Source organism: Tabrizicola sp. (assembly GCF_030694085.1).
Lineage (GTDB): Bacteria > Pseudomonadota > Alphaproteobacteria > Rhodobacterales > Rhodobacteraceae > Tabrizicola.
Genome location: NZ_JAUXZE010000073.1, coordinates 1 through 16,712 on the forward strand (window position 1 = coordinate 1; position 16,712 = coordinate 16,712).

At 63.9% G+C, this 16,712-nt stretch carries 18 protein-coding genes; 11 read left to right on the forward strand and 7 right to left on the reverse strand.

The features are described 5' to 3' along the window. A partial coding sequence (locus Q8M85_RS16825; protein WP_305546707.1) for an MFS transporter occupies positions 1 to 574 on the forward strand: 574 nt, incomplete at its 5' end. A gap of 369 nt (positions 575 to 943) precedes the next feature. On the opposite strand, the gene Q8M85_RS16830 is transcribed toward Q8M85_RS16825, so the two are convergent. Further along, positions 944 to 2,218, reverse strand: a complete 1,275-nt coding sequence (locus Q8M85_RS16830; RefSeq protein WP_305546709.1) for an Hsp70 family protein — start codon at positions 2,216 to 2,218, stop codon at positions 944 to 946. 304 nt (positions 2,219 to 2,522) lie between these two features. Here Q8M85_RS16830 and Q8M85_RS16835 point away from each other — a divergent pair, with 304 nt between their 5' ends. From Q8M85_RS16835 to Q8M85_RS16850, 4 genes are all read left to right on the forward strand, one after another. Then, positions 2,523 to 3,311, forward strand: coding sequence for an AraC family transcriptional regulator (locus tag Q8M85_RS16835; RefSeq protein WP_305546710.1), 789 nt, complete (start codon positions 2,523 to 2,525; stop codon positions 3,309 to 3,311). Positions 3,312 to 3,393: 82 nt separating this feature from the next. Then, positions 3,394 to 3,840, forward strand: coding sequence for a FixH family protein (locus Q8M85_RS16840; protein ID WP_305546712.1), 447 nt, complete (start codon positions 3,394 to 3,396; stop codon positions 3,838 to 3,840). Positions 3,841 to 3,853: 13 nt separating this feature from the next. After that, complete coding sequence (locus Q8M85_RS16845) at positions 3,854 to 5,077, forward strand: cytochrome-c peroxidase (RefSeq protein ID WP_305546714.1); 1,224 nt, start codon at positions 3,854 to 3,856, stop codon at positions 5,075 to 5,077. Beyond that, positions 5,074 to 5,829: a hypothetical protein gene (locus Q8M85_RS16850; RefSeq protein WP_305546716.1), complete on the forward strand. Its 756-nt coding sequence runs from the start codon at positions 5,074 to 5,076 to the stop codon at positions 5,827 to 5,829. Before Q8M85_RS16845 ends, Q8M85_RS16850 begins: the two co-directional genes overlap by 4 nt. A gap of 98 nt (positions 5,830 to 5,927) precedes the next feature. Here Q8M85_RS16850 and Q8M85_RS16855 read toward each other — a convergent pair whose 3' ends face one another. Together Q8M85_RS16855 and Q8M85_RS16860 are read right to left on the reverse strand one after the other, a co-directional pair. Next, positions 5,928 to 6,878 (reverse strand): alpha/beta fold hydrolase, encoded by a 951-nt coding sequence (locus Q8M85_RS16855; RefSeq protein WP_305546718.1) that lies wholly within the window; start codon positions 6,876 to 6,878, stop codon positions 5,928 to 5,930. 56 nt (positions 6,879 to 6,934) lie between these two features. After that, positions 6,935 to 7,912 (reverse strand): NAD(P)-dependent alcohol dehydrogenase, encoded by a 978-nt coding sequence (locus Q8M85_RS16860; RefSeq protein WP_305546720.1) that lies wholly within the window; start codon positions 7,910 to 7,912, stop codon positions 6,935 to 6,937. A 206-nt stretch (positions 7,913 to 8,118) separates the two neighbouring features. Here Q8M85_RS16860 and Q8M85_RS16865 point away from each other — a divergent pair, with 206 nt between their 5' ends. The 5 genes from Q8M85_RS16865 (at position 8,119) to Q8M85_RS16885 (ending at position 12,878) form a co-directional block, all read left to right on the forward strand. Beyond that, positions 8,119 to 8,700 (forward strand): hypothetical protein, encoded by a 582-nt coding sequence (locus Q8M85_RS16865; protein WP_305546722.1) that lies wholly within the window; start codon positions 8,119 to 8,121, stop codon positions 8,698 to 8,700. A 5-nt stretch (positions 8,701 to 8,705) separates the two neighbouring features. Beyond that, complete coding sequence (locus Q8M85_RS16870) at positions 8,706 to 10,067, forward strand: GAF domain-containing protein (RefSeq protein WP_305546724.1); 1,362 nt, start codon at positions 8,706 to 8,708, stop codon at positions 10,065 to 10,067. Between the two features lie 368 nt (positions 10,068 to 10,435). Then, positions 10,436 to 11,839, forward strand: a complete 1,404-nt coding sequence (locus tag Q8M85_RS16875; protein ID WP_305546726.1) for an FAD-binding oxidoreductase — start codon at positions 10,436 to 10,438, stop codon at positions 11,837 to 11,839. A 22-nt stretch (positions 11,840 to 11,861) separates the two neighbouring features. Next, a complete protein-coding gene (locus Q8M85_RS16880) occupies positions 11,862 to 12,407 on the forward strand; it encodes a cytochrome c (RefSeq protein ID WP_305546728.1) in 546 nt (181 codons plus the stop codon). 234 nt (positions 12,408 to 12,641) lie between these two features. Continuing rightward, positions 12,642 to 12,878 carry a hypothetical protein gene (locus Q8M85_RS16885; RefSeq protein WP_305546730.1) on the forward strand — a complete coding sequence of 79 codons (237 nt, stop codon included), beginning with the start codon at positions 12,642 to 12,644 and terminating at the stop codon, positions 12,876 to 12,878. A gap of 70 nt (positions 12,879 to 12,948) precedes the next feature. Here the strand turns inward: Q8M85_RS16885 and Q8M85_RS16890 are convergent, their stop codons facing one another. From Q8M85_RS16890 to Q8M85_RS16905, 4 genes are all read right to left on the reverse strand, one after another. Further along, the gene (locus Q8M85_RS16890) at positions 12,949 to 13,464 is read right to left on the reverse strand and encodes an MATE family efflux transporter (RefSeq protein ID WP_305546732.1); all 516 of its coding nucleotides are present in this window, start codon (positions 13,462 to 13,464) and stop codon (positions 12,949 to 12,951) included. Positions 13,465 to 13,467: 3 nt separating this feature from the next. After that, positions 13,468 to 14,367, reverse strand: coding sequence for an MATE family efflux transporter (locus Q8M85_RS16895; RefSeq protein ID WP_305546734.1), 900 nt, complete (start codon positions 14,365 to 14,367; stop codon positions 13,468 to 13,470). A gap of 104 nt (positions 14,368 to 14,471) precedes the next feature. After that, entirely contained in the window at positions 14,472 to 15,863 is a 1,392-nt protein-coding gene (locus Q8M85_RS16900) for a hypothetical protein (RefSeq protein ID WP_305546736.1), read from the reverse strand. A 17-nt stretch (positions 15,864 to 15,880) separates the two neighbouring features. After that, positions 15,881 to 16,108: a DUF1127 domain-containing protein gene (locus Q8M85_RS16905; protein ID WP_305546738.1), complete on the reverse strand. Its 228-nt coding sequence runs from the start codon at positions 16,106 to 16,108 to the stop codon at positions 15,881 to 15,883. A 120-nt stretch (positions 16,109 to 16,228) separates the two neighbouring features. Between Q8M85_RS16905 and Q8M85_RS16910 the strand changes: the two genes are divergently transcribed. After that, complete coding sequence (locus Q8M85_RS16910; protein WP_305546740.1) at positions 16,229 to 16,711, forward strand: DJ-1/PfpI family protein; 483 nt, start codon at positions 16,229 to 16,231, stop codon at positions 16,709 to 16,711. The last annotated feature ends 1 nt before the right edge of the window (position 16,712 follow it).

Consider the following 16,712-nt stretch of genomic DNA (forward strand, 5'->3'; position numbering starts at 1 on the left):
GGGTGCCGCCTGGATCCCGCTCTGGTTCTTCCTGAACCTCTATCTGCAGACCGTGCTGAACCTGTCGGCCTTCGGTTCGGGCCTGGCACTTCTGCCGATGACGCTGGTCATCATGGTCATGATGGTCCGGCTGACCGGCCCGCTGATCGGCCGTTTCGGGGTCATGCCGGTGCTGGTCACAGGCCTTCTCGCCCTCGCGATATCGCTGGCCCTGTTCTCTGCCCTGCCGGCTGATGGGACCTTCGTCGCGAACGTGCTGCCGGTCTCTCTCCTGGCCGCAGTCGGCATGTCGATGGCCTACATCCCTGTGACGATGACCGGCATGGGCGGAGCGGCCCCAGAGGACACCGGTCTCGCCTCGGGCCTGATCAACACGACCTACCAGGTCGGATCGGCCCTTGGTCTGGCGGTGATGGTCTCACTGGCCGCCTCGATGCAAGGCGAACCCGAGGCCATGCTGGCGGGCTATCAGACGGCGTTCCTCGGTGGGGCTGTGGTCGCCGCTTTGGCCGCCCTTGCCTCTCTGGTCCTCGTGCGCGGCGGCGCTGCAGCTGCCGACGTGCCGGTCGGCTGAACCGAGTTTCCCGTGTCCGGGTCCTGCCTGGCACGGGGTCTTCCGAAACCTCCATCCAGACACCGACCGCCTATCCGCGGCTTGGTCAACCCCATCGAAAGGACACCAAAATGCTGACCTCCCTAGCGCGCGCCTGGCGCAACTACTCGGACGAAAAGGAGAAAACTGCGCTTGCCAACCGGCTCGGCCCGCATCTTGCCCGCGACATTGGACTCGACGGTGCGAGGGCCCCGCGTGTCCTGCCTACTCTGCGAAGCTGAGCGACCACGAAGCCTTGGGGTGCCCTTTCGAGCCGGGGCATCCCACCCTGCAAGCACCCGGACGGAAGTCAGAAATGCTCGACGATCAGCCTGCGCTCGCTTCTGATTGCTAGGGATCAGGGCGATTGATCGACCTCGCGTCACCCGCAGCGATGGCCAGCCCGTCCGCAACAGCCGTGAACACTTCGCTGTAGGAGTGCACTGCCTGCGGGAACTGGATCTTCATGGTCTGCGAGACGAGTGCCATCAGGCTCGACCCACCCACATAGACCACTTTCTCGACGCTGCTGACATCCAGACCGGCGATCCGCAGCGTTTCGCGGGCCCCCAATGCCAGCGCGTCGGCATGGCGGGCAAGACTTTCGGTCAGGGCATCTGCCGAAAGGGGAATGACAAGGCCAGGCTCGATCCGGTCCAGTTGGATGGACGCCCTCTCCGCCCCGCCATTGGCCGCGATCTTGCCCCGCTCGACGGCAAAGCTGAGGTCATGCCCCAATTCACCCTCCAGCACCTTCGCCAGACGGGCCAGCTTTTCCGGCTGATGGGCCAGCCGCACCATCTCGGCGGCCAGCCGACGGTTCTGCGGCTTGTAGAGGAACGCGATCTTCTCCCAGGTCGCCAGATCGTTGAAGATATGGTTCGGCGTAGGCGTGCTGCCGGAGCCCAGGGCCTTGCGCAGCTCGGTCCCCTTGCCCAGATGCGGCATCACCCAGTCGATGTTGATGGCGCGGTCGAAATCTGTCCCGCCGATGCGGACTCCGTGATTGGCTAGGATCGTCACTCCGTCGCGGCCCGAGCGGAACAGCGAGAAGTCCGAGGTTCCGCCGCCGACATCGACGATCAACCCGGTCACGCCCTGTTCCTCCAGCGCGCCGCTGGCGATGGCGGCGGCCTGGGGTTCCGGCATGAACTCCACCTCTCGGAAGCCTGCAGCCAGATAGCAGGCGCGCAGATCGGCCTCGGCGGCGGCTTCGCGGGGGTCGCCCGCGCCATGAAACACCACCGGCCGTCCCGACAGGACGTGATCGAAGGTCACCCCAGCCTCGGCCTCTGCCCGCGCCTTCAGCTGGGCCAGGAAGCGGGCGATGATTTCGACGAAGGTGACCTGCTCGTTCAGAAGCTGCCGTCGCTCGTGCATGAGAGGGGTGCCCAGGATGCGCTTGAGCGCCCGCATGAAACGCCCCTCGGTGCCATCAAGCAGCGCCTGATTGGCGGGTTCGCCGATCAGCATCCTGCGCGTGTCGAAGTCAAAGAAGAAGGTCGTCGGGATCGTGGTCTGGCCGGGCGCAAAGGAGATAAGGCGCGGCCGGCCGTCCAGCATGAAGCCAGCGGCGGTGTTCGACGTGCCGAAGTCCACCCCAAGCCCAGGTGCCAATTGCGCCATGCCCATTTTCCTTGTGCCCTGCTGGGTTGGCGTCAGTAGGCGGCGCGCAGAAGGGTGTCAAGCACGCGGTGTGGAGCCAGCTGCCGATCCCGGGGGGCATGCTGCCATACGCCTGAGCGATCGGTTTGGAGCAACTGGAATGCCCACCCCCAACTACTCAGCGGGTCGTTGTTCATCACCATACCAGGTGAGAACGGGCGCGCTTTAGTGGTTGCCGCCCTCTGCAGGCTGCAGCGTGCTCGTGGACTGAACGCTTCCCCTGAATCCTGTTTGACGAAATCCAGGCTTGCCGTAGCATTTTCCGATGGAAGCGGCAGGCATTGGCAGGGTCTTGTTCTGGGAAGGTGGCAGCCTTTGGCTGGCGCTGGTCACCGGAACCATGGGCTGGCATGAGCATCATGCCATCCAGCTTTGCCTGCCGATCCGCGGGACTGCCCAGTTCAAGACAGATCCGGAGGGTGAGTGGATCACCTGCGAAGGCGCGGTGATTGCGCCGGATGTGCCACATGTGTTTCATGCTCCCGGCAGCGTGGTTGCAAACATCCTCTTCGAACCTGAGTCCTTTGTCGGCCGGGCCGTCTTGGCAAGGTTTGGCAACACCGGTCTCCATCTCCTGTCCGGATCAGAGGCCAAGGCGCTCGCACAGCCGATAGGCCAAGCCTACTTCGCCGGTGCCGATGACGCGTCGATGATCGCGCTGGCTAGGCAGGCGGTGACCAGGTTCTCAGGTGTCGATGCGCCACGCGACGTGGCCGATGTGCGTGTTCTGCGGACCATTTCCGAGATTCGGGCGCATCTGGACGAGCCTGTGACCCTGCCTGCGCTGGCACGCAAGATTGGCCTGTCACCGGGACGACTGCGCCATCTGTTTGTGGCCGAGACCGGAGTATCCTTCCGCCGTTACCTTCTTTGGGAACGGCTGAACCTTGCATTGTCCCTTGGCTTTGGCGGGACGTCCTGGACCGAGGCGGCCTATGCAGCGAACTTCGCCGATTCCGCTCATCTGTCCCGCACCTGCCAGCGGATGTTCGGCCTTGCTCCGACACGGGCAAGGATCGAATCCCCGCAAGCCCACGGCTCTCTGACGGCCTGAAGTCAAGATTAGCCCCTTCGTTCAAGCGATGTACTCGACACCTGCGTAAGTCTCTGGTCATCGCAAACGTATGGAGCCCTTCATGTCAAACCTCATCACCCGTCGGCGCCTCTTATGGTCCGTGCCGGTTGCCCTTCTTGCAGTCGGTGGCATTGCCGTCGCGAAAATGATGCAGCCCCCACCGGCCGACCTTGACCTGTCGCTTGCCAAGCCCACCGAACAGGGTCTTTACACGGCATCGGTCGAACCGGGCCTGTCGCCCATCACTGTCGGAACGATGCATGGCTGGGTGGTGCAGATCACCACTCCGGATGGGCGTCCTGTGGACCAAGCCAGCATTACCGTTGATGGCGGGATGCCGCAGCACGGTCATGGCCTGCCGACCGAGCCGGACGTCAGCGCCGATCTTGGCGCGGGTAGGTATCAGGTCGATGGCATGAAATTCAACATGCCCGGCTGGTGGGTGGTCAACCTGTCGGTCGACGGCCCGGCCGGGCCCGACACCGTAACCTTCAACCTTGTCCTGTAGGGAGGGTCAGGCAATGCGCACCTCGACCGTAATCGTTGCGGCCCTTGTCATCGGATCGGCAGCGGCTGCCTGGTGGACACTGGCCAAGCCGCAGCCGTGGACCGAGGAGGAGACCAGGCTTGTCCAGTCGCTTGGGCTGGCAAGCCTGCCGCCGCTGCCTGCCGACCCGTCCAATGCCGTTGCCGTTGACCCGGATGCCGCGTCGCTGGGCAAGGCCCTGTTCTTCGACACCCGGCTCAGCGCGAACAACAAGGTCGCCTGCGGAACCTGCCACCTGCCCGACCGCCAGTTCCAGGACGATCTGCCGCGCGCGAAGGGCGTGGGTGAGACGGCGCGCCGGACGATGCCGATTGCAGGCACCGCCTACAGCCCCTGGGTGTTCTGGGACGGGCGCAAGGACAGCCAATGGGCCCAGGCCCTTGGACCCCTGGAAAGCGCGGTCGAGCATGGCACCGACAGGGCCTACATCGCGCATCTGATCGAGGCGCACTATGCCGATCAATATGCCGCCCTTTTCGGACCCTTGCCGACGCTTGACGCGGTGCCTGACCACGCCAGCCCGAACGGTCTTGGCGCGGTGCTGGAGGACTGGCTTGCGCTGGACGAAAGCCAGAAGGACGCGATCAACCGCGTCTTTGCCGATGTGGGCAAAGCAATCGCCGCCTATGAACGCACGATCACCCCGCAACCCTCGCGCTTTGACGCCTATGTCGACCACCTGGCCGCGGGCGAGGACACCTCGGGCATCCTGAGCGACCAGGAAGAAGACGGGCTGCGCCTCTTTGTCGGTAAGGGCGAATGCACCAAGTGCCACAACGGTCCGCTGCTGACCGACAACTTCTTCCACAACACCGGCGTCACCGCCGTTCCCGGCCTGCCTGGTGATCTGGGACGAAGCGTTGCCGTCGAACAGGTCCTTGCCGACCCTTTCAACTGCCTCGGCCCCTACAGCGATGCGGGTCCCGGCGACTGCGCCGAACTGAGGTATCTGGGTCAGGCCGGACACGAGATGATCCGGGCCTACAAGCCGCCGTCGCTGCGCGGGGTTGCCAGCCGCCCGCCCTACATGCACGCCGGTCAGATCGCGACCCTGGGCGAGGTGCTGGTCCACTACAACACCGCGCCTGCCGCCCCGGACGGCCATAGTGAGCTTGCGCCCCTGAACCTGAACCCCACCGAGCTTGCAGCCCTGGAGGCGTTCCTCGGCGCGCTTGATCCGATCGAAGGCCAGCCATGATCAGCCGCACTGTCATCAAAGAGCATCTCGCGCTTGACCGTCGGACCTTCACCGAACTCGCCGCCGGGTTCACCGCCATCGCAGTTGCCGGGGCCACGCTTTACAACCTCGGCTTCTTCGCACCGATCGAATGGAGCCTGATTTCCCTTCTCACGGTCCAGGACCTGCTGATCGGGTCAGCCATTGGCGCGATCCCGATGTTGGTATCGGCCGCCGTGGCAGTGGTCTTCGGCCGTCTGATCATCCTTGCACCGTCGCACAGGGCCACCGCGTTGGCTCTGGGTATCCCGGCGTTGGCGGTCTCCGGTTTCGGGTTCTTCCACTTCTACTCTGGCCCCAGTCAGTCAACCCTTGGACACATGGCATGCGGATACCTTGTGCTTGGGCTGATCGCTGCAGGCGCAAATGCCGTGATCAATTGGCGACACACGGCGAACGTCTGGCTGGTGGTGTCGCTTCTCTATATCCCGACGGTCCTAGGGATGACCGACAGCGCCACCGCGACCGATCCAGCCCGCGCCATGTCGGAAATCGAAACCGATCGCGGCGTCATCCAGGGTCGGATCGTGCGGGTGACCTCCGCCTATGTGCTGATCGCGCAAGACCATGCCATCGTCACCATGCCGATGAACAAGGTGCGCGAGATCCGCTGGTTTTTCGTCGACTCCCCAGCGGCAGACTTCCTGGATGGAACTCCGCAGTCTGCCGATCAAGTTCCGGCGACGGACACGCCGGGTAAACCCCAATCCTGATCGCCGCGCCCGTTACATTCATGCAAACGCGGGACTTCAATCCCGCGTTTTCCATGTCGCCTTTCTGTCTGTCAGGTGCGGCCAGGTCTCTGCACCGCTCACTCACCTTTGCGCGCCACGTCCAGCACCGAGAGGACTGCGTCGATCACGATCTCGGGCTGATCGATCTGCACCAGATGCGAACTGCCTTCCGCCACCACCAACCGCCCCTCGCGGCTCAACGCCGCAAGCTCCGCCTGCGCCTCGGCCCAGCCTGGGATGCTCGCCATGCTGTCTCCCGCCGCAATCACGACCAGAGGGATTGCTCCCAGGGAAGCGCCGTTGAGTGCCGCATCGTCCAGTGATCGCGCCAACCCTTCGGCTATGGTGGCCCGCAGCGATTGCGGCTGGGTCTGCAACAGCGCCATTTCCGTCGCAACGCCCGGCGGCAGGCGCGGCTCATCCGTCAAGATCGACCCAAGGAGCCGCACCAGCCCCAACTTGCGCGCCAGCGTCAGCAACATGGCCTGCCGCTTCAGGGCCGCAGCAAATGCCTCGGTCTCTTCCGGAGGCTTCGCGGAGTCGATCTTCTCGCTTCGCGTGTCCACCAGGACCATGCCCGCTACATCTTCGGGATGTGCGGCGGCAAACAAGCGTGCGCTCTTGCCGGACAAAGAGTGCGCCAGAAGGACGTAGGGGCCAGGGACACCGGCAGACTTAAGAAGCCTGCGCAGTTCGTCTGAGATCCGGGCGGGTGAGCGTGGCTCCGGCCCCGGATCGCTGTGACCCATACCCGCCCTGTCGTAGGCGCAGACCCGCGTCTGGGCCGCAAGCCTGGCCTGGACCAGCACCCAATCCCGCGACGTGCCGCCAAGCCCCGCGTCCACAATGACAGTGGGGCTCCCCTGGCCGAGGCAGGTGATATGCAGGCTAAGGCCGTCGATATCCACACTCAGTCCGGGCACGGGATAGCGCTCCGCATCTCCGGCCTCTGCAAGCAACTCATACACCGCACCAGCGGAGGACAGGGCCGCCACGGCAAGGGTTGTGCCCTTCAATATCCGAAGCATCCTGCGCCACCGACGCTTGGGACGGGGAAAGTCGACGGTGCTTCCGACCCCAGTCATCAACCCGCCACCCGGAGCACGACGCTGCCGCGTTTGCGGCCGGTATCGACATAAGCATGGGCCTTGGCCGCATCTGCCAAAGGATAGGCGCGGTCGATCACCGGCTTCAGCTCGCCCTTCGCGGCAAGGTCTGCGATGGTGCGAAGATCATCGGGCGTTGGTGCGGCAACACCGGTGATCACGCGCTTGCCGCTCTTCCGTGACGGCCTGCCCAACCCAAGCCACAGCCCTAACGATCCTTGCACCGCGACCAGTCGCCCCCCGGGCTTCAGCGACATCTCGCACCTCTTGAACGGAACGGTTCCCGTTGTATCGAGGATGATGTCCCAGGTGCCTCCGGTCGTCGCGAAATCGACCTTGGTGTAGTCGATCACCCGATCAGCCCCGATCGACTGGACAAGAGCGGCATTCCCCGTGCTTGTGACCCCCGTCACGACCGCGCCGATATGCTTGGCAATCTGAACGGCCGCGGTCCCGACAGCACCCGAAGCGCCGACCACCAGAACATGATCCCCGCGCCTGATCCGTGCCTTGTCGCGCAGAAAGGGCAGCGCATTCATTGCACCGAACGACAGCGACGCGGCCTCTTCAAAGCTCAGGTTCGCCGGCTTGAAGGCAATCATCCCGTCTTCAGCTATCGCGCGGTATTCGGCATGGCAACCGAACCGGCCACCGGCAAACGCAATCACCTCATCCCCCACCCGAAAGCGCGTCACCGCAGAACCGATGGCGTCGATAATCCCCGCCAACTCCGTTCCCAGGATCGGCTGGCGCGGTCCAAGCAGTCCGAACACCAGGCGTCCAAGCAGACCGAAGCCACCCGGCATGCTCAGGCTTCGCGCCCGCCAGTCGGCAGTGGTCACGGTCGTGGCGAGGATGCGGACCAGAACCTCGTTTGGCTTGGGAGTTGGCTTCGGGACGTTGGCGAGTGTCACGACATCAGGGCCGCCATACCTACGATAGATCATCGCCTTCATTTCGCTCTTCCTGGTCTTGGCCCGTCGCCCGTCGGGGGCCATGGGATGTGGAACGGGGCGAAGGAATAGTCACGAAGCGCAGTCCAGGCTTGAACGAAGAGGCTATTCTTTGTCCGCAGCGCCGTAAGGTCGCTGGGGGCTTTCCCGGCGGATATTGAGGTGATCAGGAAAGAGTTAGCGGTCGGAATTGGATGCTACGACAGTGTTTGCGATTTCCGGGCAGTGTCGTAAATTCCGGCGATCCACGGGGCGCTGTCACGATGCACCACAAGACTGAGGAAGGCATAAACCAAACCATGGTATCGGCCGAGACACCCGGCACCATATTGCTGTCGGATGAGGTCGTGGACTTCATCGAAAGCGGCGTCAGCATCATTGTAGGCGTGGTAGGTGCGGATGGACGGGCACGGGGCGGGCGGGCGCTGGCATCGCGGGTTCTGGCGGGCGGTGCGATCCGCCTGATCTATCCCGCCGAGGGCAATTCTGCGATCAGCGACACGGCGCAGTCGGGCGGGCCTATTGCCGTGACATTCAGCGCGCCGATGTCGCACCGGACGATCCAGCTGAAGGCAATGTCCACCCGGGCCGAAGAACCTGAAGCAGATGACGTGAACAGCCTGACGCAACAGACCGATGCCTTCGCAGCTGTTCTTCGTGCAATCGGTTATGCGCCATCGTTCGTCAGGGCGTTCTGCGCGCGCAGATCTCAAAGCTTCTGCGTGCTGAGCTTCTTGCCGAATGCGGCTTTTGAACAGACGCCGGGACCGGGTGCGGGGCGCAAACTGTGATGGAAATGTCTGGCAGGTCCGAAGACGACGCCACGCCGGTCCTGACGCTGGATGCCCTGCGCGATTGCTTTGAGGGTGCAGTGCCCGCTGTGCTGGCAACCGTTGATCCCGGCGGCACTCCGAACGTGTCCTACATCAGCCAGATCCAGTACGTCGATCCGGGCCGCGTGGCACTAAGTTACCAGTTCTTCAACAAGACGCGGCGCAACATCCTGGCGACCCGCACCGCCGCGGTCGAAGTTGTCGACACTCTGACCACGGCGTTCTACCAGCTTGATCTCGATTTCGAGACCACCGAAGCCCAGGGGCCGCTCTTTGAGACGATGAAGGCAAAGCTGGCAGGCATCGCCTCGCATACCGGAATGGAGGGGGTGTTTCGCCTGATGGGTGCCGACATCTTTCGCGTCCGGGCGATCCGTCAGATGCTGCCGCCGGTGGTTCCGCGTCCCGTGCCGCAGGTTGCCGTACTTCCCGCGTTGTGCCGCGTGCTTGCCGACATGGCGCGGGCGGGCACATTGGGCGAGCTTTACGACACTGCGCTCGATGCCATCGCGCGTCATCTGGGGATCACCAATCTGATGATCCTCGTCCCCGACAATACCCGTGGGGCACTGGACGCTGTTGCAACATGGGGCTACGCGGCGTCGGGCATTGGGGCCGAGGTGCGGCTTGGTGATGGGGTCATCGGTGTGGCCGCGCGCGAAAGGGTGGCAATCCGGATTGACCACATGTCGACCGATTATCTTTACGGGACGGCAGTCCGCGACCGCGTTCGGGCCGAGGCGGGACCGGGCGCGCCCGAAAGCCGGGGTGTCGCCTTCCCGGGCCTGGTGCATCCGGAAAGCCAGATCGCGCTGCCGATAATTTGGCAGGGCAGGCTGACCGGCGTCCTTTTCGCGGAAAGCCCACTTCCCTTGCGGTTTCGGCACGAAGAAGAGGACACGCTTTCCTGTATCGCCGCGGCGCTTGCCGCCCATGCAGCGGCGCTTGCGGCGGATGACGACCCTGCCGAAACACCCAAGGCACTCGCGCCCGGTAGCTTCGACACCACTCTGATGATGCGGCATTTCGCGGCCGATGACAGCGTCTTTGCGGGCGGCGACTATGTGATCAAGGGTGTCGCCGGGGCGATCCTGTGGAAGTTGCTGCGCGCCTATGTCGCGACGGGTGCCTGTGAGTTTTCCAACCGGGAGCTTCGACTTTCGCCGGAACTGCGCTTGCCAACCCATGCCGAGAACCTTGAGGCCCGGCTCGTGCTACTCGAGCGGCGGCTGCGTGAGAAGGCCTTGCCGATCCAGATGGAGAAGACGGGGCGCGGGCGGTTTCGACTGGCTGTTCAGGCGAACATCAGCATGCAGGAAGAGTGACAGGCTGACTGTCCCGGACCCAGTATCCGCATTTTAAGAAGCTTTTACGATTCCGCGAGGGAACACTTAGCGAGCGTTCGACATCTGCGCACAGTAGATGTGCACTCGTTCACTAGAACACCAAGATGCGGACAGCGAACTGCCAGAAGGGAAAGACCCGGCTGGCGATGGCTCCCTCCGTTTCCAAAGTCTGCGTCCGACGAAAAGCGGACAATTTTTAAGTGATCCGACGCCCCGATGGGCGCTTTCGGCGGTGTGTTTGATTTTGCGGTGATGGTGAGCCTGTGGCCGACAAAGGTTGCAGACACAGCAAGCTGGCCGGAGCGATCTCGCCCGGCACCAAGAATTTGAAACGAAGGAACAAGACCATGCATATCGAAGATCTCCGCATTCAGGTCAGCGGTCGCGTCATCGCTGAGGGAGAGGCGGGTTTCACCGCCGCACGTGAGGGGTTCGTCTGGAACGGGCGCAAGCCCGAGGCGACCCCTCGCGTGATCGTCCAGGCGGCCTCGTCTGCCGACGTTCAGGCCGCCGTGCGGTATGCCGCTGCGAACGGTTATCGCGCCTCGGCCCGGTCAAGCGGGCACAACTGGTCGGGCATTGCCCTGCAGGACGGCGTCGCAATCGACCTGAGCGCGCTGAACACCGTGTCCATCGACCGCCTGGCACGCATCGCGGAAGTGCAACCTGCGGCAAAGAACCTTGCGCTGGCCGTCGCCTTGACCGCCGAGGGTCTTGCCTTCCCAGTTGGCCATTGCGGTGACGTGGCGATGGGCGGCTATCTTCTGGGCGGCGGCTTTGGCTGGAACGAAGGCACCTGGGGTCCGGCCTGCCACCTGATCGAGAAGGCCGAGGTCGTTCTGGCGGACGGTCGCATCATGATCGTCAGCGAAACAGAACATGCCGACATCTTCTGGGCGCTGCGTGGTGCCGGTCCGCTCTTCTTCGGGATCGTCACGCGCTACTGGCTGCGCCTGATGCCGCTGCCCCCGGCGATGGCAGTCACGACCTGGACCTACCCTCTGGCGCGGGTGGCCGAGGTGACGGCCAGCATGAAGCGGCTGGCGAATGTCCTGCCCAGCTTTGCCGAAGCCTCGCTGTCGCTTGCCGCAGCGCCGCCCCATTTGGGCATGGGCGACGCGAAGTTCGCAACGGTGATCCTGACCGTCTACGGCGGCTCGTTGGCCGAGATTGCAGGGATTGCCCGCAATGTCGGTGATCTGCTGCCTGACGGCGCAGTCGTCCACACGCCGACCACGCCCATCACCTTTGCGGCGCTTTACGGCATCGTCGACCAAAGCTTCCCCGATAGTGGACGCTACGGCGTGGACTGTGTGTGGAGCGAGGATGCCGACGCAACCTTTGCCGGCCTTGCCCGGATGGTCGCCGAGGCCCCGTCGGTCCAGTCCAACGCCATCTGCGTGATCTACGGCCGCAACTCTGCCATCCATCGCGAACTGCCGGATGCCGCCTTGTCCGTCATCGGTCCGGTCTGTGGGATCATGCACGGGACCTGGACCTTGCCCGAGGACGATGCGCAGAACCTGGCCTGGTTGCGGGCCGGAATGGACACGCTCGATCCTGTGACCAAGGGCCGCTACGTCGGCCACGCCGATCTGGCCCGCCCCGGACGGATCGACGACTGCTATAGCGCTGAAGCCCGCAGCCGCATCGCATCGCTTGCCGCGACCCATGACCCGCAGGGCATCTTCGGCAATCGCACCGTGCAGGACGCTGCCACCCACGGCTCCGCCGCACTAGCAGCTGAGTGAGCCAGAGAAGGAGGCTAAAGCCATGAACAACAGACTGAAAAGATCCCTCCGTGGCGCGATGGACATGCGTCCCGAACTGACCGCCACGCTGATCTCGGTGCTGCTCGCGACGCTGGTTCCCGCCAGCGCCCGGGCCGACGAGACGCAAATCGAGCGCGGTCGCTACCTTGTCCAGATCGCCGGGTGCAGCGATTGCCACACGCCGGGCCACTTCCTCGGCAAGCCGGATCAGGCCCGCTTTCTTGGCGGGTCGGAGGTCGGGTTTGAAATCCCGGGTGTCGGTGTTGTCTACGGGCCGAACCTGACCCCTGACGACGCTACCGGCCTTGGGACCTGGAGCGAGGATCAGATCGTCGCCGCGATCCGCACCGGGGCAACACCCGAAGGTCGCGGCCTGGTGCCGGTCATGCCCTGGCCGAACCTCTCGGCGCTGAGTGACGACGACGCCTACGCCATCGCGGCCTACCTGAAGTCACTCGATCCGGTGGCCAATGATGTTCCTGGGCCGGTTCCACCAGGCGAGCCAGCGCCATCCTTCGTGATGCGAGTCGTCCCTCCGGGCGGATGAGCAGCTGGCGGCCCGTTCGTCGATGATCGGTCGGGCCGCTGGATCTACTGGATCGACCGGAAGTATGGTAGCAAGGACCGAACTGTCTTTGACCGGCACGTAGCCTTTCCAACAAAGGCAAATCCAAGCTGGAAAAGATGTTCCGGTGCACAGATTCGTGAACCGGAACCGCCCTTCGAAATGGTATCCTCGTGGAACTCGTTCTCCGACCCAGGACTAGAAGGAGTATGCCCCATGAAAATCTTGATCGCTGCCAGTCTTCTTGCCGTTCTCGCGTCGCCCGTGCTTGCTTTCCAGTGCCCGGCCGACATGAAGGCTATCGATGCCGCTCTGGAAGCTGCCGACCTCACCGATGAAGAACTTGCTCGCGTGACGGAGCTGCGCGCCCTTGGTGAGAGCGAACATCAGGCAGGCAACCACCAAACTTCAGTGGACGCGCTTGCCGAGGCGAAGGCCCTGCTCGGTATCTAGAGGAATTGTGGCCGACTGGATTGGTCCCGACAGGCTGGGTCGCCTGCCGGGTGAGCTTGGCTAAATTGCTTCACTCTTGACCCTGAGATGCAGGTTGCGACTGCGGATGTTGATTTGCTCCGGCCAGCCTTGCCAGCATCAGGCAAGTCGTGACCAGTGTCCCGACAGTCAGACCTGTCCAGACGCCAGCAATGCCGAGGTGCAGCACTTCGCTCAACCAAAGACCAAGTGGCGCGCCGACACACCAGTAACCTGCCAGCGTGTAAAGCATCGGGACACGGGTGTCTTTCCGTCCGCGCAAAAGACCCGCCGCACCCAGACCCGGGTTGGCGACAAGTTCCATCACTCCCAAAAGGACAAGAAGCGTAACCGCAAGGCCGGCCGCTACGGCACCAGCGGCGGTTGGCTCAAAGAAGGCCTGAGCCAGCGGCGCGGCGGCCGCGCAAAGGCAGACGAACAACAGCGTGCCAGAGGTTGCCGCAAGTGATAAGGCACTGGCAATCACCCGGCGGCAAATGACCGGGTCGCCGGTCGGCTCTGCCCGCGCCATCCGCACCATCGCGGCCTGCAGCAGTGCGGCAGGCACGGCCTAAGCAACGCCTGCCACTCGCAAGGTCAGGGTATGGGCCGCCACGTCTGCCGAACTTAAGGTTGCAGCATATAAAGTCGCTCCCAGAAAGATGCCGAGTTCAGCTACGGTCGCGATCCCGATGGGCAGGCCCACGCGCAGGACCGGGGCGAGATCGCTCCAGGCGATGCGGCCAGTCCCCGGTCGCGCCTGCGGTGCGGACCGGCTGGAGATCACCTTAAGAGCCGCAAGACTGGTGACTGCAACGATCAGTGTCGACAGTCCTGCTCCGGTTGGACCAAAAGCAGGGATCGGGCCGAAGCCGTGCATCAAAAGGTGGTTGCCGACAGCGTTCAGCGGCAGCATCGCCGCAGTGACATAGAGAAACACCTTGGGGCGCTCGGCCGCCATCAGGATCGTGCGGTAAAGCGTCATTCCAAGCATCGGGACCAGCGTCAGCGCCATCGCGCGGGTATAGCCGCGCCCCGCGTCGAGAAGGCCCTGGTCAAGACCGAGGAACACCAACCAGTCCGGCGCTGTCCAGACAATCGGCACCAGCACGGCGGAGAGGAGAAGGACGATGGCGCGGCCCACCTGCACCAGCCGCGCCCGTTGGAAGTCGTCGGCTCGGGCAATGGCGGCCGTATAGAACGGGACAAGCCCGCCGATCGTGCCTGCCCCAAGATAGAAAAGGATCGAGTAGAAATCGCTGCCAACGGCCACAGCCGCAAGTGCTTCTGGACCAAAGCTGGAGGCGACCATGAGCGTGTCGGTGATGCTCATGCCCATGTTGATGAGGGCGATGAGCATGATCGGCACGGCCAGCCGCAGCATCGCGATAGGTTCGGCGAGGACGTCCCGAAACGGGGCGATCCGTGCTGGATTGCGCCCACGCACGGGGGGAAGGGTTGTGTAGGTCATGGCTAAGGTCCTGAATGAGAATGCCCCGGGGCCTGCCCCTTGGAGACAGACCGGATCAGGGGAAGCGCCCGGCGCAGGCATGCCGCCCGCGCCGGTCCGTTGGGTCAGCCCCAGTTCTGGTCGTGGTTTGCGTGGGTCCGCAGATAGGCACCCGGTTGGAAATGCGTGTCGTAGAACCCGGTATCCAGCCGGTGCGCCTGCAGGTAGGTGTTGATGAACACCGCCGGAGCCGTGGCCGGAAACCGCCCGAAGGTCGAGAACACATAGCCCGCCATGATCGTGGCGATCTCGACCGCTTCATCGTCGATCTCGGCCCCCGAACTACGCACCGCGGCATTCTCGCGGTATTGACCGCCCTGTCCGGGGTCGAAGGGTCCGCCCTTGCCGAACTTGCGCGCGACGACGGCCCTCACTGCTGCGCCCATGTCCGCGTGATGCGGCGGGACATGCGCCTCGAACACGCCGGGCAGACCGGTGACGTAAGGCAGCGGGTTGCCTTCCAGCATCTGGAACTGGAAGCCGAGGCCTGGAACAGCCGGGTCGCCGCTGGCACCAAGGACGACGAAGGGGTCTATCCCGGTATACATCCATCCACCCAGGCCCAGGGCCTGAAGCATCAGCGCCCCCGCGTAGCACGCCGTTCCCGTCTCGGTCGCCACATCGGTCATCGCGACCTGCTCCAGGAAGGTCATCGGATAAGCGACGGACATGTCCAGTCGGTGCGAGAACTTCTCCAGCCCCGGGATCTGCCGGCCGTTCACGTCGTCATAGATCCCCGTCCCGTTCTGGATCAGATACAAGAGCAGCAGGATCACATGCTGCGCTACGTCGGCCACCGGCCAGATCAGGGTCGAACCCGGCACGTTCGCGCACCAGGTGTTGTGCCCTTCCATGAAGGGCATCGCCGCCGGAATGTTCAGCCGCCCGTCCGCCAGCTTGACGATCCGTGCCCGATGCGTCTCGGTCCAGGCCTTCAGGTCGATGCCATCGGTGGGGGCCGGGGTCATGTCACGCGTCGGCAGGAAGTAGACCCCGCTGTCATCGGTGAAGAAGAACTCGGTCGTGTTGAACCCCGCCGACGACGGAAAGCTGCGCCCGCCTGCTGCCGCCGTGTAGTTCGGCAGCTTGCCCGCATAGCTCGGGTGATGGGCGAACAGGTTCACCCACCCGGTGTTTCCCGCGACAGTCGAGATCAAGAGCATCTGTTCGGTCGGGTCCAAAGCTTCCGGCGCCTCTTTCGAAGTATAGGCCAGCGGTCCGTTCGGAATGCTGGCCCCCTTCGCAAAGCGACGGGACCGGCGGCCTTGGATCGCTTCGATCAACGGGAATGTTGCAGCCTCGACAAGGCCGCGGGACAGGGGTGAGTAGGAATCAAGCATGATCTTGCCTTTCGAGGTGAGGGTCTGGCCCTGGGCGAAGCCAAGGCCGGTCAGGATCGCGCCGGTCGCAGCAAGGGTGCTGCCGAGAAGGCGACGCCGGGTGAATGGAAATGTCATGATCGCTGCCCGGCCGCTCAGCCGGAGTAGCGCATGGCGTCGTGCAGCGTTCTTATCGCCATCCGGTCAAGCGGATCGCGCTCGATGCCGATGCCGATGCCGATGCCGATGTCGCGCAGCATGTGATCGGACAGGGTGTCAAGGTCCGCAGCAGGTGTGCGGCGACGGCCCAGCGAAGCCAGCCAGAGCCGAAGGCGCTGTGCAAAGCGGCGCTCGTCGCGAAGTGTCAGAGTGATGTCAGTCATGGATCAAGCCTTTCGATGGATGCGGCCCCAGTGGCCGTGTGGCAGCCTGATCGCATGTGCAGCCTTCCGGCGTGAGGCACGGACTCGACAGAAACGGTCCAAATGTGCCACTCTTTGGGAATGCCCACGCCTTATGCTCCGACGAAGATCTCCGTCTGCCTGCTTGCGGTGCCCGAGACGGCTACCGGAGTGCTGCACGGCCTTTATGAGGTCTTCACCTATGTCGGCTCGGGCTGGGAGATGCTGACCGGCTGGCCTCCGGGACCGCGCCGCTTCAAGCCACATATCGTCGCCGAAACTGATGAGCCGTTTCGCAACTCGGCGGGCATTCCGATCGCGCCGGACCTGTCACTGGCCGAGGCAAAACGGGCAGACATCGTGATCGTAGCTGACCTTGCAGTGGGGCGCGACGAAGAAACCCTCGGCCGCTGGCCGGAGGTGGCCGATTGGCTACGGCAGCAACATGCGCAGGGCGCACTGGTCTGCTCGGTCTGCACCGGGTCGCTTCTCCTCGCCGAGGCCGGGTTGCTGGACGGCGAAGAGGCGACCTGCCATTGGGCCGCAGCCGACCAAATGCGCAGCCGCTACCCTGCGGCCGCCTGAA

Excerpts from the sequence above, each read along its gene's own strand:
- Q8M85_RS16830 (WP_305546709.1), bottom strand. The coding sequence starts at position 2,218 with ATGGCGCAATTGGCACCTGGGCTTGGGGTGGACTTCGGCACGTCGAAC.
- Q8M85_RS16835 (WP_305546710.1), top strand. The coding sequence starts at position 2,523 with ATGGAAGCGGCAGGCATTGGCAGGGTCTTGTTCTGGGAAGGTGGCAGC.
- Q8M85_RS16840 (WP_305546712.1), top strand. The coding sequence starts at position 3,394 with ATGTCAAACCTCATCACCCGTCGGCGCCTCTTATGGTCCGTGCCGGTT.
- Q8M85_RS16845 (WP_305546714.1), top strand. The coding sequence starts at position 3,854 with ATGCGCACCTCGACCGTAATCGTTGCGGCCCTTGTCATCGGATCGGCA.
- Q8M85_RS16850 (WP_305546716.1), top strand. The coding sequence starts at position 5,074 with ATGATCAGCCGCACTGTCATCAAAGAGCATCTCGCGCTTGACCGTCGG.
- Q8M85_RS16855 (WP_305546718.1), bottom strand. The coding sequence starts at position 6,878 with ATGCTTCGGATATTGAAGGGCACAACCCTTGCCGTGGCGGCCCTGTCC.
- Q8M85_RS16860 (WP_305546720.1), bottom strand. The coding sequence starts at position 7,912 with ATGAAGGCGATGATCTATCGTAGGTATGGCGGCCCTGATGTCGTGACA.
- Q8M85_RS16870 (WP_305546724.1), top strand. The coding sequence starts at position 8,706 with ATGTCTGGCAGGTCCGAAGACGACGCCACGCCGGTCCTGACGCTGGAT.
- Q8M85_RS16875 (WP_305546726.1), top strand. The coding sequence starts at position 10,436 with ATGCATATCGAAGATCTCCGCATTCAGGTCAGCGGTCGCGTCATCGCT.
- Q8M85_RS16880 (WP_305546728.1), top strand. The coding sequence starts at position 11,862 with ATGAACAACAGACTGAAAAGATCCCTCCGTGGCGCGATGGACATGCGT.
- Q8M85_RS16885 (WP_305546730.1), top strand. The coding sequence starts at position 12,642 with ATGAAAATCTTGATCGCTGCCAGTCTTCTTGCCGTTCTCGCGTCGCCC.
- Q8M85_RS16895 (WP_305546734.1), bottom strand. The coding sequence starts at position 14,367 with ATGACCTACACAACCCTTCCCCCCGTGCGTGGGCGCAATCCAGCACGG.
- Q8M85_RS16900 (WP_305546736.1), bottom strand. The coding sequence starts at position 15,863 with ATGACATTTCCATTCACCCGGCGTCGCCTTCTCGGCAGCACCCTTGCT.
- Q8M85_RS16905 (WP_305546738.1), bottom strand. The coding sequence starts at position 16,108 with ATGACTGACATCACTCTGACACTTCGCGACGAGCGCCGCTTTGCACAG.
- Q8M85_RS16910 (WP_305546740.1), top strand. The coding sequence starts at position 16,229 with ATGCCCACGCCTTATGCTCCGACGAAGATCTCCGTCTGCCTGCTTGCG.